This window comes from Pseudomonas sp. BNK-45, from assembly GCF_047456255.1.
Taxonomy (GTDB): domain Bacteria; phylum Pseudomonadota; class Gammaproteobacteria; order Pseudomonadales; family Pseudomonadaceae; genus Aquipseudomonas.
Genome location: NZ_CP179909.1, coordinates 4,002,513 through 4,016,510, shown reverse-complemented (window position 1 = coordinate 4,016,510; position 13,998 = coordinate 4,002,513). Strand labels below are relative to the sequence as shown.

The 13,998-nt window shown below is 64.2% G+C and carries 14 protein-coding genes; 4 read left to right on the top strand and 10 right to left on the bottom strand.

Annotation, left to right across the window (positions count from 1 at the left end; genetic code table 11):
• Positions 1-14 precede the first annotated feature (14 nt).
• From ACMGG8_RS18520 to ACMGG8_RS18510, 3 genes are all read right to left on the bottom strand, one after another.
• Positions 15-686: a DUF3313 domain-containing protein gene (locus tag ACMGG8_RS18520; RefSeq protein WP_060839464.1), complete on the bottom strand. Its 672-nt coding sequence runs from the start codon at positions 684-686 to the stop codon at positions 15-17.
• A 197-nt stretch (positions 687-883) separates the two neighbouring features.
• Positions 884-1,378 (bottom strand): DUF934 domain-containing protein, encoded by a 495-nt coding sequence (locus ACMGG8_RS18515; protein ID WP_060839465.1) that lies wholly within the window; start codon positions 1,376-1,378, stop codon positions 884-886.
• On the bottom strand, positions 1,375-3,048 hold the full coding sequence (locus ACMGG8_RS18510; RefSeq protein WP_060839466.1) for a nitrite/sulfite reductase: 1,674 nt from the start codon (positions 3,046-3,048) through the stop codon (positions 1,375-1,377). The genes ACMGG8_RS18515 and ACMGG8_RS18510 overlap by 4 nt, the downstream gene beginning before the upstream one ends.
• 266 nt (positions 3,049-3,314) lie before the next feature.
• Between ACMGG8_RS18510 and ccoN the strand changes: the two genes are divergently transcribed.
• Positions 3,315-4,742 (top strand): cytochrome-c oxidase, cbb3-type subunit I, encoded by a 1,428-nt coding sequence (ccoN, locus tag ACMGG8_RS18505; protein ID WP_060839467.1) that lies wholly within the window; start codon positions 3,315-3,317, stop codon positions 4,740-4,742.
• 58 nt (positions 4,743-4,800) lie between these two features.
• The gene (locus ACMGG8_RS18500) at positions 4,801-5,019 is read left to right on the top strand and encodes a hypothetical protein (RefSeq protein WP_060843700.1); all 219 of its coding nucleotides are present in this window, start codon (positions 4,801-4,803) and stop codon (positions 5,017-5,019) included.
• Between the two features lie 166 nt (positions 5,020-5,185).
• On the opposite strand, the gene ACMGG8_RS18495 is transcribed toward ACMGG8_RS18500, so the two are convergent.
• A complete protein-coding gene (locus ACMGG8_RS18495; protein WP_414158110.1) occupies positions 5,186-5,677 on the bottom strand; it encodes a hypothetical protein in 492 nt (163 codons plus the stop codon).
• A gap of 171 nt (positions 5,678-5,848) precedes the next feature.
• The gene (locus ACMGG8_RS18490; RefSeq protein ID WP_414158109.1) at positions 5,849-6,655 is read right to left on the bottom strand and encodes a helix-turn-helix domain-containing protein; all 807 of its coding nucleotides are present in this window, start codon (positions 6,653-6,655) and stop codon (positions 5,849-5,851) included.
• 78 nt (positions 6,656-6,733) lie between these two features.
• Between ACMGG8_RS18490 and ACMGG8_RS18485 the strand changes: the two genes are divergently transcribed.
• On the top strand, positions 6,734-7,426 hold the full coding sequence (locus ACMGG8_RS18485) for an aspartate/glutamate racemase family protein (protein WP_414158108.1): 693 nt from the start codon (positions 6,734-6,736) through the stop codon (positions 7,424-7,426).
• A 211-nt stretch (positions 7,427-7,637) separates the two neighbouring features.
• Here the strand turns inward: ACMGG8_RS18485 and ACMGG8_RS18480 are convergent, their stop codons facing one another.
• Together ACMGG8_RS18480 and ACMGG8_RS18475 are read right to left on the bottom strand one after the other, a co-directional pair.
• Positions 7,638-8,150, bottom strand: a complete 513-nt coding sequence (locus ACMGG8_RS18480) for a GNAT family N-acetyltransferase (RefSeq protein ID WP_060839472.1) — start codon at positions 8,148-8,150, stop codon at positions 7,638-7,640.
• A 106-nt stretch (positions 8,151-8,256) separates the two neighbouring features.
• Positions 8,257-10,194, bottom strand: coding sequence for a hypothetical protein (locus ACMGG8_RS18475; RefSeq protein ID WP_414158107.1), 1,938 nt, complete (start codon positions 10,192-10,194; stop codon positions 8,257-8,259).
• 196 nt (positions 10,195-10,390) lie between these two features.
• Between ACMGG8_RS18475 and ACMGG8_RS18470 the strand changes: the two genes are divergently transcribed.
• Positions 10,391-10,786: a hypothetical protein gene (locus ACMGG8_RS18470; protein ID WP_414158106.1), complete on the top strand. Its 396-nt coding sequence runs from the start codon at positions 10,391-10,393 to the stop codon at positions 10,784-10,786.
• Positions 10,787-10,852: 66 nt separating this feature from the next.
• On the opposite strand, the gene ACMGG8_RS18465 is transcribed toward ACMGG8_RS18470, so the two are convergent.
• The 3 genes from ACMGG8_RS18465 to ACMGG8_RS18455 form a co-directional block, all read right to left on the bottom strand.
• Positions 10,853-11,830, bottom strand: coding sequence for a LysR family transcriptional regulator (locus tag ACMGG8_RS18465; RefSeq protein WP_060843707.1), 978 nt, complete (start codon positions 11,828-11,830; stop codon positions 10,853-10,855).
• A gap of 713 nt (positions 11,831-12,543) precedes the next feature.
• The gene (locus tag ACMGG8_RS18460; RefSeq protein WP_235760162.1) at positions 12,544-13,500 is read right to left on the bottom strand and encodes a peptidylprolyl isomerase; all 957 of its coding nucleotides are present in this window, start codon (positions 13,498-13,500) and stop codon (positions 12,544-12,546) included.
• Positions 13,497-13,979 carry a YbjN domain-containing protein gene (locus ACMGG8_RS18455; RefSeq protein ID WP_414158105.1) on the bottom strand — a complete coding sequence of 161 codons (483 nt, stop codon included), beginning with the start codon at positions 13,977-13,979 and terminating at the stop codon, positions 13,497-13,499. Before ACMGG8_RS18455 ends, ACMGG8_RS18460 begins: the two co-directional genes overlap by 4 nt.
• Positions 13,980-13,998: the final 19 nt, after the last annotated feature.

The following is a 13,998-nucleotide window of genomic DNA, read 5'->3' as shown; positions in this document are numbered from 1 at the left end:
CGGATGGACGGCGACTAGCGCGCCTTGAGCTTGGCGAACGACTGATGGAAGTCCGCGGCCCAGCCGTCGATGACGTTTTTCACGTCATCGGCCTTCATCACCTGGCTGTCATTCGCCAGGGGCTTGCCGGTGCCCTTGCGCACCACCTGGGCGATCACCTTGCCGCTGCTGCCATCGAGAAACACCGCCTCGGTACCGAGGGTGGTCTGCTGGTCGCGAATCCCGGTGGCGGTGCTCACCGCCGCCGCCACCAGCGCCACGGGAATCACTTCATAAGGCTTCAGGCCTTCGGTCTTGCTGCTGACTGCGGTGATGGCCGCGCGTACCACCACCACACCCGGACCGGGGCCTTGAGCCAGAGGCAGGCTGCGCGCCGCCTCGCGCCTGAGGGCCTGGTCGTAGTACTGATTGATCGCATTGAGGGTGCCCTGGGGAATCTTCGCCGTGGCTTGGGGCTGAGGGTAGAACTGGGTGGGTTCGATATAGATCGCCCGGTACCGGCTGACATCCAGCTTGGGATCGATCCAGCGCATCACCTCCACCCCGGAGGGCGACTTGGCCTCCTTGAGGCGGCTGTAATCCTGGAGAAACCCGGAATACTCGTCGGGCTGAGTCAGGTTGCTGGAGCAGCCGGCCAGAGCCAGGGAGGCCAGGCACGCCGTGCCAATCATCAGTGCAAGCTTCATGGGTCACTCCTGTAGGTGAAGCAGCCAGGAACTGGCGAGGGGGAGATACAGGTATAGCCAAGGCCGATCGGCCCAGGAGTGTTTTTTATCGCCCACTCCCCGGGCGACCTGGAGCCCCCTCGCGCCTTCGAGGCCATCAGCCAGGCGCATGACTCGCCGGTCCTTTCACCGGCAAGTCGGCTCCTACATCAGGGAGGTCAGCGGCGGCGGAACAATGGGCGCGGTTCGATCACCGAGCGACCGTAGAGCACGCTCATGCCCGCCAGGCCCTTGAGGGCGTCCTGGGCGCATTTGTCTTCGCGCACGGCAAAGCTGTCGAAGCCGCATTGGCGCATGTGGCTGAGCTGGTCGCGCAGCACGTCACCGACGGCACGCAATTCGCCCATCCAGCCCAGGCGGGTGCGCAGCAGGTAAGCCTGGCTGTAACCCCGGCCATCACGAAAGCTGGGGAAGTCCACGGCGATCAGCGGAATCAGCTTGAGCCAGGGCTTGAGGCTCTCCACCTCGTCGTCCGGACCGATCCACACCCCGTCCCGGGCCGGGTGATGCTCGATGCGGCGGATCAGCCACAGCGCCAGGGGCAGGATCAGCGGCCCCTCGGGCAGCGCCCCGTCGACTTCGCGCACCAGGCTCCAGGCATCGTCCTCCACCAACTGGGCTTCACCTTCATGCAGACGCAGCAGGTTGTTCATGCCAGTGCCTCCGCAGCCTTGGGATAGACCCGCTCCTTGAACGGCTCCAGGCCGATGCGCTGCAGGGTATCGACGAAGGGCTCGTCGCTTTCGCGGTAGCGCACGAAGGTGGCGATGATGCGCTCGATCACCTCGGGAATTTCCTCGGCGCTGAAGGACGGGCCGATCACCTTGCCCAGGGCGCTGTCCGTGCCCTTGGCCCCGCCCAGGGTGACCTGGAACCACTCGCTGCCGTTCTTGTCGACCCCGAGGATGCCGATGTTGCCGATGTGGTGGTGACCGCAGGCGTTCATGCAGCCGGAAATGTTCAGGCTGATGTCCCCCAGGTCGTGGAGGTAGTCCAGGTCGTCGAAACGCTGCTGGATGGCCAGGGTAATCGGCAGCGATCGGGCGTTGGCCAGGGCGCAGAAGTCGCCGCCCGGGCAGGCGATGATATCGGTCAGCAGGCCGACGTTGGCGGTGCCCAGGCCGTGCTCGCAGGCCCGCTGCCAGAGCTCGTACAGCCGCGACTTGGGCACATCCGGCAGGACGATGTTCTGTTCGTGGGCAATGCGGATCTCACCGAAACCGTAGTCCTCGGACCAATCGGCCACCGCCTCCATCTGCTGGGCGGTGACATCCCCGGGCGGCGACGCCGGGCCCGGCTTGGTCGACAGCACCACGCAGGTGTAGCCCGGCACCTTGTGCGGGTGCACATTGCGCGCCACCCAGCGGGCGAAGGCCGGGGACTCGGCCAGGTGACTGCCGTAGTCCAGGTCGGTGTCCGCCAGGTGCTCGTAGATCGGCGGCACAAAGGCGCTGGCCACCCGCTGGTACTCCTCGTCGGTGAGCTGCGCCGGACCGTCCTTGAGGTGCTGCCACTCCTCTTCCACTTCCTTGGCGAAGGCCTCGATACCCAGGGCCTTGACCAGGATCTTGATCCGCGCCTTGTACTTGTTGTCGCGCCGGCCGTGGCGGTTGTAGACCCGCAGCACCGCCTCGACATAGGACAGCAGGTGCTGCCAGGGCAAGCCGTCGCGGATCTGCAGGCCCAGGATCGGGGTGCGCCCCAGGCCGCCACCGACGATCACCCGCAGCAGCATCTGGCCACTGCGGTCGCGGTACAGGTACAGACCGATGTCGTGCATCATGATCGCCGCCCGGTCCTGCTTGGCCGAGCAGATGGCGATCTTGAACTTGCGCGGCAGGAACAGGAATTCCGGGTTGATGGTGGACCACTGCCGAAGGATCTCCGCCAGCGGGCGCGGGTCGAGGTATTCGTCGGCGGCGACCCCGGCGAAGGCCTCGGTGGTGATGTTGCGCACGCAGTTGCCGGAGGTCTGGATGGCGTGCATCTCCACCTCGGCCAGACGCTGCAGGATGTCCGGCACCTGGGCCAGCTCGATCCAGTTGAACTGCAGGTTCTGCCGGGTGGTGAAGTGGCCGTAGCCGCGGTCGAAGTCCCGGGCGATGCTGGCCAGGGTGCGCATCTGCCGGGCGCTCAGGGTGCCGTAGGGAATCGCCACCCGCAGCATGAACGCATGCTTCTGCATATAGAGACCGTTCTGCAGGCGCAGAGGCAGGAACTCCTCTTCACTGAGCTGGCCGCCCATGAAGCGCTCGACCTGATCACGAAACTGTGCCACCCGCTCAAAGACCAGGGCCCGGTCATATTCGTCGTACTGATACATATCCCTACCTCATCGAAACTGGTCGTGCTCTAACGGCGCGTGCTGTGAGGGGGCGACTATGCGCGTGCGGCGCAGAACGTTACAGATTCAGGTAAAAACTAAAAAACCATATCAGCCGTGACGGCGGCACCGTGGACACGAGATAAATCTGATCCGTATTAATGCAGTTTTTCTGAGCCTGTTTTGTTTCCTCGCTGATTCCTACAGTGCACCCCGTGCCAGACCGGGTGGCCTGGCAAGACTTTGCAACCGTGGAAGCATTGACCATGAACTCAGCAACAATCGGACAGGCCTACAACTACAAGGTGGTTCGCCAATTCGTCGTCGCAACCGTGGTATGGGGCGTGATCGGCATGGCCATGGGGGTGTGGATCGCCTCGCAACTGGTATGGCCGGAGATGAACCTCGATCTGCCCTGGAGTACCTTCGGCCGCCTGCGGCCGCTGCACACCAGCCTGGTGATCTTCGGTTTCGCCGGCAGCGCCCAGTTCGCCGCCAGCTACTACGCGGTACAGCGCACCTGCCAGGTACGGCTGTACTCCGACACCCTGGCCGCCTTCACCTTCTGGGGCTGGCAGTCGGTGATCGTGATCATGCTGATCACCCTGCCCCTGGGCTACACCACCACCAAGGAATACGCCGAGATCGAATTCGCCGGCGCGGTGTGGATGGCGGTGGTCTGGGTGGCCTACGCGATCGTCTTCTTCACCACCGTGGTGCGGCGCAAGAGCCAGCACATCTATGTCGGCAACTGGTTCTTCGGTGCCTTCATCCTGGTGATCGCCATGCTCCACGTGGTCAACCACCTGTCGATCCCGGTGGACTGGTTCAAGTCCTACCCGGTGTATTCCGGGGCCACCGACGCCATGGTGCAGTGGTGGTACGGCCACAACGCCGTGGGCTTCTTCCTGACCACCGGCTTTCTCGGGATGATGTACTACTTCGTGCCCAAGCAAGTCGGACGCCCGGTGTACTCCTATCGCCTGTCCATCGTGCACTTCTGGGCGCTGATCACCCTGTACATCTGGGCCGGCCCGCACCACCTGCACTACACCGCGCTGCCGGACTGGGCCCAGTCCCTGGGCATGGCCATGTCGCTGATCCTCCTGGCCCCGAGCTGGGGCGGCATGATCAACGGCATGATGACCCTGTCGGGCGCCTGGCATAAGTTGCGCACCGACCCGATCCTGCGCTTTCTGGTGCTGTCCCTGGCGTTCTACGGCATGTCGACCTTCGAAGGCCCGATGATGGCGATCAAGACCGTCAACGCCCTGTCCCACTACACCGACTGGACCATCGGCCACGTGCACGCCGGGGCCCTGGGCTGGGTGGCCATGATCACCTTCGGCGCGATCTACCACATGGTGCCCAAGGTCTTCGGCCGCGAGCAGATGTACAGCGTGCCGCTGATCAACCTGCACTTCTGGCTCGCCACCATCGGCACCGTGCTGTACATCGCCTCGATGTGGGTCAACGGCATCACCCAGGGCCTGATGTGGCGCGCGGTGAACGAAGACGGCACCCTCACCTACTCCTTCGTCGAGGCCCTGGTGGCCAGCCATCCGGGGTTCGTGGTGCGTTTCGCCGGCGGCGTGTTCTTCCTCAGCGGCATGCTGCTGATGGCCTACAACACCTGGCGCACCGTGCGCGTCTCCGATGAAAAGCTGGCCCTGAGCGACGCGCAGATCGCCTGAGCCGAACCTTACCCGCCGGCCCCAGTGGCCGGCGTTTTTTTCAGGGAGCCTTGGGCCGATGGATATTCTGTTCAACCTGCTGGGGGTGGCGTTTCTCTACCTCTGCATCGAGTACTGCCTGCGCCACCAGAGCGCCAAGAGCCTGGACGACGCCAGCCTGATCCCCTTCGCCGACGACCCCGACGTCGCGCGCCGGGTCGAGCTGGCCACAGGCAAGAAGATCAACGCCGTGGCGCCGGAAGAGCCCAAGCCGGGCTGGATCAACCTGGACATGTAACGCACTCCGTAGGAGCCGGCTTGCCGGCGAAGAGGCCCGCAAGACGTGCACATGACCGGCGGCCGCTTTCGCTGGCAAGCCAGCTCCTACAGTTGCCGGCGCTGCGTGTTGCCCCGTAGGAGCCGGCTTGCCGGCGATCGCTTTCGCCGGCAAGCCGGCGCCTACATCAGGCGCGCTCGCGGGGGATCAGGCTCTGCAATTGGGCGGCCAGGAAGTTGCCGTCGAAAACGAAGGTGTCAGGGTCCTTGAGGCCATTGGTCTTGCGCCATTGCCAACTGCCGGAGGCCTCGCCCACCAGGGAAACACTGCCCAGGCGCGCCGCCGTCAGGCCGATCACCGCCAGGGATATCTGTCCATTGGCCCCCATCACATCCGGGACAAACTCCACCGGCTTGCCCGCAATGCTGATGGTCAGTTTCTCGCTGTTGAAGGTGGAGCTTTGCACCGGCAATGCCGCGCTGAAAGCCACATAAGGCTCGCGATGCAGCTCCAGCAGGTCCGGCTGCAGCACCGGTACCAGCCACTCTTCAATCTGCCCGAACAGCTCATGAATACGCCGGGCCCAGACCAATGACTGGCTGTCGAACAGCTGCTTCTTGTGGGCTTCGCTGGCGGCATAGTGCCGGAGCATCTCGCCCAATTGCTGGATATCGTCCATTGCGGTGTGTCCCTGGCATCGACCTTTGGGAACTGCAGGTCGCCGGTCTTGATCATGGCAGATGCCGGTGCCGGGCGTTGGGGTGTTTACCCCAGGGCCAGCCCATTCCTCCAGCCGCTGGCGTCGGCGGGCATGGCACCGGCCTTGCCCCGCCATATTGCTACGGGCCGTTTACTGCCCGCGGCTGGGATACCGGACAGGTGCAGGGAGACACGAGTGAAAACGCAGCCGGTACTGGCGCGGGGTCAGGCCGAGGCTTTTGCGCAAGGCGCTGCCCAGGTGCGATTGGTGGGCAAAGCCGCTGTCGTGGGCAATGGCCGCCAGCGGCAGGTCCGTGCGCTCCAGCAAGCGCCGGGCTGCCTGCAGCCGCACCTCGGTGATCCAGGCATGGGGCGTCATGCCGACGGCGCAGCGAAAGTCCCGCAGCAGTCGCAGTTCGTTGTGACCGTAAGTGAGTGCCAATTGCGCCAGGGACAAGGGCTGGGCGTACTGGTCGGCCATCTGCTCCAGCACCTGCCGCAGCCGTGGTAACGGCGCCGTGGCAATGTGGCGGGACTGGGACAGACCGACAAAGGCCAGGGCACAGTGCTCCAGGGCCAACTCATCGATGACAGGCGCCAACAGCAGGCGCCGGGCTTCACGCCCCAGGGCCAGGGCCTGGGCATGCCCCGAACGCTGCAAGCGGCGCTCGCCGGGGATCAGCGGCGTCTGCTCCTGCCAGCGCGCCAGCAGGTATTCACCGCCACAGGCAGATTCGGAGAACACTTCCACGCCCTTGGGCGTCAGGGCCAGGGTGCCGGGCCAGGTGTCGAAATCCTCGCGCCGGTCGGAATCGATGGCATGCACCCCGCGCTGGCGCTCCAGGGTCACCCCCAGGGTCTGCCACTGCACCGGATCACGAGCGCTGTAGGCAGCGGCCGGCAACAGTTGCAGCAGCAGCCGCCCCTCCAGCAGACGATGTTCGAGCACCTCGGGCATGTGAAATTTCCTGATAGATCGCAAGCGTTAGCGCGACCAGACTGCGGCTCACTCACCCACACCACAGAGGAGTTGCCCATGCGCACCATCGGCCTGATTGGCGGCATGAGCTGGGAGTCCAGCGCCGAATACTACCGCCTGATCAATCAGCAGGTTCGCGATCAATTGGGGCCGCTGCGTTCCGCGCGGTTGCTAATGTACAGCGTCGACTTCGGGCCTGTCGAACAGGCCCAGCATGCCGGGCGCTGGGATGACGCGGCGCGGATCCTGATAGACGCCGCCCAGCGCTTGCAGGACGGCGGCGCCGAGTGCCTGGTGCTCTGTACCAACACCATGCACAAGGTGGCCGAGCAGATTCAGGCGGCCACTGCCGTGCCCTTCCTGCATATCGCCGACCCCACGGCCCAGGCCGCGCTGGCGGCCGGCACCCTGAACGTCGGGCTGCTGGGCACCGCCTTCACCATGGAACAGGAGTTCCTCAAGAGCCGCCTGAGCCAACAAGGACTGAATGTGCTGGTGCCCGATGCGCAGGAGCGCCAGGCGGTGCACCGGATCATCTATGAAGAGTTGTGCGTGGGGATCATCAGCGACGCGTCGCGCCAGGTGTACCAGCAAGTGATCGAATCACTCAGGGCCCGCGGCGCCCAGGCGATCATCCTCGGCTGCACGGAAATCGGCCTGCTGCTCAAACCCGAGCACAGCCCCCTGCCCCTGCTCGACACCACCGAACTGCATGCCCGGGCAGCGGTGGATTTTGCTTTGCTGGAGTGAACCTCAAGGCCCGCAGGGCGCAGCCTGCGGCAGCGGCTACAAAGCCTGGCTCGGCACTGACCTGTAGCCGCTGCCGAGCCCTGGCGAGGCTGCGAAAAGGCCCGCAGGGCCTTGCTTGGCGATCGCCTGTCGAACCTCGAGCGGACTCAAGATCCCTGCGTCTCCTGCGGAGCCGTTCACAGCCTGCGGCAGCGGCTACACAAGCCCGGCCTCAACCACGCAGCCGCGCCATGCTCAGCACGTCAACGAATTGCCCGCCACGGACGGCGTAGTCCCGCAGCCGGCCTTCGGTTTCGAAGCCGAATTTCTGGTACAGCGCAATGGCCGGCTGGTTATCGGCATACACCGTGAGTTCGACCCGGCGCAGGTTCATCCAGTTATCCGCCACCTCCAGCACCGCCGCCAGCAGACGGCTGCCGACGCCCTGACGCTGCCAGGCCGGGGACACCCCCATGGCCACGTCCGCGCAATGGGCGCGGCGCACCCGCGCCACCTGGTTCAGGCTGCAACTGCCGATCACCGCGCCCTGGTGCAGGGCCACCAGGGCCACCAGCCCTTCATTTTCCTGCCCCAGCCCGACGCGCTTACGCCACAACTCGCGGGACTGATAAGGCAGTTGCAGGGTCTGGGCCGCCACGCTGGGTTCGCTGTACAGCGCCGTCAGACCCTCGATATGGGCTTCGGTGCAACGCTCGATAACGATAGTGGGATTGGCGTTAGGCATGGCCGGTCTTCCTTGAAGGGGAAATGGCCAAAGAGTGTAAGGGCATGAGTGCGACTCTGGCGAGGCACTCAAGCGCAGAGCGGCACAGGCCTCAGAAACCATTTCCCTACAGCTCGGGCGACTGACTTTGCTGGCGCAGCAGATCCTTGGCATAGCGTACAGGTGAAAGCAGCTGTAGCACCTGATGCTGCAAGGCATCGGGCAATGCCAGGTAGAGGAATAGCCCCGGGTTCAAGGCTCGTTGCCTCTCCAGGTGCAATGCCGACAGATAAAAGCCCACATCACGCAGGCACTCGTAGGGACGCAGGCCGCCGATACGCATGATCGACTTGTCTTTGCCCGTCCCGAACTCTGCATTGATGCAGCGCTTGAGGGTCGCTGCCGCGATCTCCACCTCAGCGCTAGCGGCACTCAAGGCCCGTTGCAGAATCTCACTCAAGCGTTGCAGCGGATTGCACAAATACTCAAACGGGTACTCACAGTGAGCGAGTACGTAGCGGTTGTACCTGTGGATCATGATGAGCGCCACATCCGTGCCCTCCAGCATGAGTTCGCGCTGGCAATGACCGAAAAGGGTTTCATAGCCCACTAGGTGACGAATATTCCGCTTATCGACACAGTCATCGAGAATCGCTTCCAGCTTGTCCGTGGCATGGGGCTGGAACCCCGGGTCGTACTTGTATTTAAAGGCATAGACAAATGCCAGGAGCTCCATCGCCAGCCACCCCAGGTGATGCTCGGCGTGGTAGGTATCCAACAATGTCTTGAGCACATTGACCTGCTCTCGGGCCACCACGGCAAGCCGCTGTTCCCGTTGCGGCCCTTGGGCTTGTTCGGCCTCGACCAGGCCCCTGAGGGTCAGTGCGGCCGTAAAAAACGCCTCTTCGCCGAAGAGCTGATGAACTAGGGTCAAGGCGGAGGAAAAGATCGCGTTGAGCAGGAACAGCGACAATGGCATGTCCTCGAAGAACGCCAGCCAGCGATCCTGGCCTGCCCCGGACATCACACCCAACACCTGAACACTGGTATTGACACGCGACATCCGCCGCCCGACCTGCAGGTCGCTCTTGATCTGCTCCAGCAAGACATAGGCATGGAACTGCCGCACGTTATGCCTGATCAGATGGCGAGTCGCCTCCGAGCGCCCCATTTGCTGTGCTTTCTGCGATAGAAAGTCACCGGGCTCCACATGCCTGATCTGCTCTTTGAAAATGCTCTCCAGCCTGACGAACAGCGGGCTCGACGAGCGTGCGCCAAACGCAGCATCGCCCCTGGCCTGCTGATAAAGGTTGCGGTGTACTTCCTGCAATTCATCCGGCAGGACCGGCCTGGGCTCAGGCTGCGCCCACCGCCCTGCGGCGTGCAGCACCTTGGCACCTTCGAGCAACTGCTCCAGGTGCTGGATCACGGCCTCGGCTTTCTTCGGCGGTCGGCCCAACGCCAGCTCCAACTCCGTCAAGGGCGCGTCGACCGAAGTTCTGCCGGGAAACGAATTAGTACGAATCAGGCGTCCCAAGCGTCGCAGGAACTGCAAAACAGCCGCCTGCGCCCTTTGCTGGGGAATTCTCAAGCCCTTAGCGACCTGTAGCAGAGACACCTCCAGACTCCCCAGAATGGCCTCCCTAGTCGCCACCGGGTCACCGAACAGTCGGTCTCCATGGCGCTGATAGCAACGCGCCAGATAACGCAAAGGGATCGAACCCTGCTCGCTCTCCAGCGCGTCCTCGAACATCAGCTCAAGCTGCGGCCAGACGATCATCCAGAAGTACATATGCGTAGCGCATACGTCCTTGTCAGGAAACAAGGCCACAAACCCCAGGTGCTTGTGAATCTCGCGCAAATTGCCCAATACCGGGGTCAGCAGTGGATCATCGGCCCCGCCTACCATCCGCCTGGTTACTGATTCGAGCATTGCCTGTTGACGCTTCTCACGCTGTTCCAGGCTCTGCCCCCGCTGTGGCAACGGGTCCTTCGACCTCTTGAACAAACCACGTTCGTAAAACAGCTCGATGACTTCATGAAACTTGGGAACCCTGTTAATCAAACCGCACCCACCCTCCGTTGTTCTGCGCCCATCCTGAGAGGTTGTTCGCGGCGCTACAACATTTTCCCGTCATCCCCTGGTTGAATTGCGCAAACCGGAGCCCGGCCGCCGATTAACGTACCGGGCATCCGAACTCAGTCACCAAGCGCCTCGGTAAACCCCATCACTGAACAAGCAATGCAACAGGAATGACTGTATGTCCTACAAAGATGACCACGAAGCGTATGAACTGAAACAACGGCAAATCGACGCCATGGAACAAGCACTGCTTGTGGCCCGTGGCATTCCCCGGGCTGAAGCAGCCGAGATCGTGGCAGAGCGCAAGCGCCTGCAAGACGCCTACGCCGGGGACCCTGGCGTTAACCCGGCGCCAGGCGTATGGATCAACCCAGAGGGCGAGGACCTAGAGGGTGACGTGCCGGTAAACCGGCAGGAGGCCATCAAAGCCAACGCTATCGCCAAAGACCTGCTCGGCGACGAATTCAGTACCGACACCCAGTGGAACATCGCCCACTTCCCCGACAGGAAGACCAGCACCGCCGAAATACAAGACGACTGGGAGGATCTCATGATCCCTGAAACCAAGGCATGAGCCTGAGTGCCCGGTCCGGACAGCACCAGGCGTTCGGGCCTGGCCACTCCCACGAGGCGGCTCACCTCAAACAAACCAATCCTCACGCTCGCTGAAGGTATTGAGGATCAGCTCCACCAGTTGCTGCACCTGTTCCTCATGCTCCACCCGGGCATTCACCGCCAGCCAGGCGCGGCGCTGCATGCTGTCCTTGAACAGGCCCGGCAAGGCGGTCAGGCCGCGGTCGAAGTGGCTCATGTACTGCGGCAGCAGGCCGATGCAGGCGCTGCAGCGGATCATTTCCAGCATCAGTTCATAGGAGTGCACCTGCACCACGCCGGCCAGGCGCTGTTCCACCAGGCTGTTCCAGGGCCGGAACGGCTCCACCTGACGGTCGTGCTGCCATTGCACCAGCATGTAGTCGCTGAGGTCGTCGAGGCTGTCGGGACGCGCCGCCACCCGTGAGTAGCGCTTGGCGATGTGCGGCAGGTAGTCGATGCGCGCCAGGGGCACGGGTTCGCGAGTGGCGAAGCTGGGGCCCGGCAGCGGCGAGTCTTCGGCCGCCAGCCATAGCACCAGGTCGGCGCTCAGGGCCTGCAGGGACAGGTCGCTGTCGATGGAGATGATCTCCAGGCGAGCGCTGGCGTTGCGCCGCAACAAGGCGATCAGGTCGCGACCGAGGATGTCGTGGAGGATGGTTTCTGCCACGGCCAGGCGAATCAGCGGCTGTTCCACCACCGGCAGCCGGCGCTGGTGCGCCAGGGCCAGCAGTTGGCCCTGCAGTTGCAGGCCTTCGCGGCTCAGGCTCAGGACATTGCCCTGATAGCAGAACAGCGAACGCCGCAGGTGTTCCTCCAGCAGCGCCAGTTGCTTGCGCAACAGGGTGGCCTTGATGTTCAGGCTGCGTGCCGCCTGCATGAAGCAGCCGCAACGGGCACTGACCAGAAAGTACTGGGCGACCTCCGGATCGATCCCGGCGGCCAGGGCCAGCCAGGCCTCGCGGGGTTCCTGGGGCGCGGTGTACGGCGCTACGCCCTGAAGTGGGGCGGGTTCGAGAAATGCCATCGGTGACTCCCTGTCTTGTTGACTGTTGCTTCCTTGACTGGCGGGCGGTGGGGCCGGTGAGATCGCCTTCGCTGGCAAGCCAACGCCTACGTTTGCCCGATGCTGCGTATTGCCCCGTAGGAGCCGGCTTGCCGGCGAAGAGGCCCGTGAGACCGCCTTCGCTGGCAAGCCAGCGCCTACGTTTGTCCGATGCGGCCTATTACCACGTAGGAGCCGGCTTGCCGGCGAAGAGGCCCGTGAAATCGCTTTCGCTGGCAAGCCAGCTCCTACATTTGTCCGATGCTGCCTATTGCCCCGTGGGTGCCTGCTGCCGGCGAAGAGGCCCGTGAGATCGCCTTCGCTGGCAAGCCAGCGCCTACATTTGTCCGATGCTGCCTATTACCCCGTAGGAGCCGGCTTGCCGGCGAAGAGGCCCGTGAAATCGCTTTCGCTGGCAAGCCAGCTCCTACATTTGTCCGATGCTGCCTATTGCCCCGTGGGTGCCTGCTGCCGGCGAAGAGGACCGTGAGACCGCCTTCGCTGGCAAGCCAGCTCCTACGTTTGCCCGGTGCTGCGTGTTGCCCCGTAGGAGCCGGCTTGCCGGCGAAGAGGACCGTGAGATCGCCTTCGCTGGCGAGCCAGCGCCTACGTTTGCCCGATGCTGCGTATTGCCCCGTGGGTGCCTGCTGCCGGCGAAGAGGCCCGTGAGACCGCCTTCGCTGGCAAGCCAGCTCCTACAGCTTGTCCTCCAGGACCTGGTTCAGTACCGCGCCATCGATGCTCAGGGTCGCGGTGTTGAGCATGCCTTCCAGGTAGGCCTTGGCGATCTGTTCCTGGCGCTGGGCGCGCAGGGCCTGGGTCAGGCGATCACGCAGTTCGTCCAGGGTCGCGGTGCGCGCCGGTTGCTGTTCGGTGAGCTTGAGCACGTGGAAGCCCGCCGCGCTCTGCACCACCTCCGAAACGCCACCGACCTTGAGCCGGGCTACGGCGCTGCGCACTTCTGGCAGCAGTTGCTGCAAGGGTTGCAGCCCCGAGTCACCGCCGCGCTGGGCGCTGTCGCGATCCTGGGAGTACTGCGCGGCCAGGGCGGCGAAGTCTGCCGGCGCGGCCTGGGCCTTGCGGCTCAGTTCCTGGGCCTGGCGCCGTACCGGCTCGACGGCCTGCGGGTCGCTGACGCCAAGGAAGATCTGGCTGACCCGGTATAGCGGCGGGGTCATCCAGGCCGCCTTGCCGCTGTCATAGGCCTGCTGCAATTCCGTCGCGCTGGGGTAGTCCGCCGGCACCTGGCTGACCGACTGCAAATAGTCGCGAAACACGATCTGCTCGGTGGCGGCGCGGGTCTGCTGCTCCACCTCCGGGCGCTGGCGCCAGCCCTGGGCGTCGGCCTGTTCCAGCACGGCCTTTTCCGCCAGCCGCGAACGGATCCAGGCTTCCAGCGCCGGGCGGTTACCCCGCAATTGCGCGCGGGCATCCTCGGGCAGGCTGGCGAACAGCGTCTTGAGTTCCTCGGCCGCCACCTGCTGGTTGCCTAGGCGCGCCACGGTCGGTGTGGTCGCCAGTGACTGCTGCAGCACGGCCGGTGCCGGCTGCTGCGCCGCCACCGGGTCGTTGCCCGGGCGCAGGGCCAGCCCCAGCGCCAGGCCGAGCAAGGTCAGTGCCCCGGCACCGACCACCAGGGTCGGTTTTTTCACAGGCTGGCCACCTCTTCCAGGGGTTGTTCCTCAGGCAGCGGCTGTTCGCCCCGGGCCTGCAACTGGGCCGCCTGCTGGCTGTATTCGCGCAGGTAGACGATGAACTCCTGCAACAACCGGTCCCACAGCTCCAGTTGGCTGCGCAGGTGAGTCTCGCCGACTCCGGCCACCACCACGTCCATCTCCATCACCAGGAACTCGCCCTGCAGCGACAACCGGGCAAAGCGCCGCGAGGCGTTCCACAGCTCCGCCAGCCCCGCCGGCAGCTCGCCCTGCACCCGCAGGGCGCAGCTGTAGGTGAAGTCCACATAGTGCCCGGCCTCGCTGCCCGGGTTGCCGAAACGCACGGCATAGCCGATGCCCTGGCTGGCGCTGAGCAGTTGCACGATGCCGTTCTGCTCGGTCTGGTTGACCCGGTAGCCGGCGCCTTGCAGCAGGTCGGTGAGGCTGTCGGTGGTGACGCTGGTAATCAAAGTCATGGTCATCTCTTCCCTGGTG

Excerpts from the sequence above, each read along its gene's own strand:
- ACMGG8_RS18520 (WP_060839464.1), bottom strand. The coding sequence starts at position 686 with ATGAAGCTTGCACTGATGATTGGCACGGCGTGCCTGGCCTCCCTGGCT.
- ACMGG8_RS18515 (WP_060839465.1), bottom strand. The coding sequence starts at position 1,378 with ATGAACAACCTGCTGCGTCTGCATGAAGGTGAAGCCCAGTTGGTGGAG.
- ACMGG8_RS18510 (WP_060839466.1), bottom strand. The coding sequence starts at position 3,048 with ATGTATCAGTACGACGAATATGACCGGGCCCTGGTCTTTGAGCGGGTG.
- ccoN (WP_060839467.1), top strand. The coding sequence starts at position 3,315 with ATGAACTCAGCAACAATCGGACAGGCCTACAACTACAAGGTGGTTCGC.
- ACMGG8_RS18500 (WP_060843700.1), top strand. The coding sequence starts at position 4,801 with ATGGATATTCTGTTCAACCTGCTGGGGGTGGCGTTTCTCTACCTCTGC.
- ACMGG8_RS18495 (WP_414158110.1), bottom strand. The coding sequence starts at position 5,677 with ATGGACGATATCCAGCAATTGGGCGAGATGCTCCGGCACTATGCCGCC.
- ACMGG8_RS18490 (WP_414158109.1), bottom strand. The coding sequence starts at position 6,655 with ATGCCCGAGGTGCTCGAACATCGTCTGCTGGAGGGGCGGCTGCTGCTG.
- ACMGG8_RS18485 (WP_414158108.1), top strand. The coding sequence starts at position 6,734 with ATGCGCACCATCGGCCTGATTGGCGGCATGAGCTGGGAGTCCAGCGCC.
- ACMGG8_RS18480 (WP_060839472.1), bottom strand. The coding sequence starts at position 8,150 with ATGCCTAACGCCAATCCCACTATCGTTATCGAGCGTTGCACCGAAGCC.
- ACMGG8_RS18470 (WP_414158106.1), top strand. The coding sequence starts at position 10,391 with ATGTCCTACAAAGATGACCACGAAGCGTATGAACTGAAACAACGGCAA.
- ACMGG8_RS18465 (WP_060843707.1), bottom strand. The coding sequence starts at position 11,830 with ATGGCATTTCTCGAACCCGCCCCACTTCAGGGCGTAGCGCCGTACACC.
- ACMGG8_RS18455 (WP_414158105.1), bottom strand. The coding sequence starts at position 13,979 with ATGACTTTGATTACCAGCGTCACCACCGACAGCCTCACCGACCTGCTG.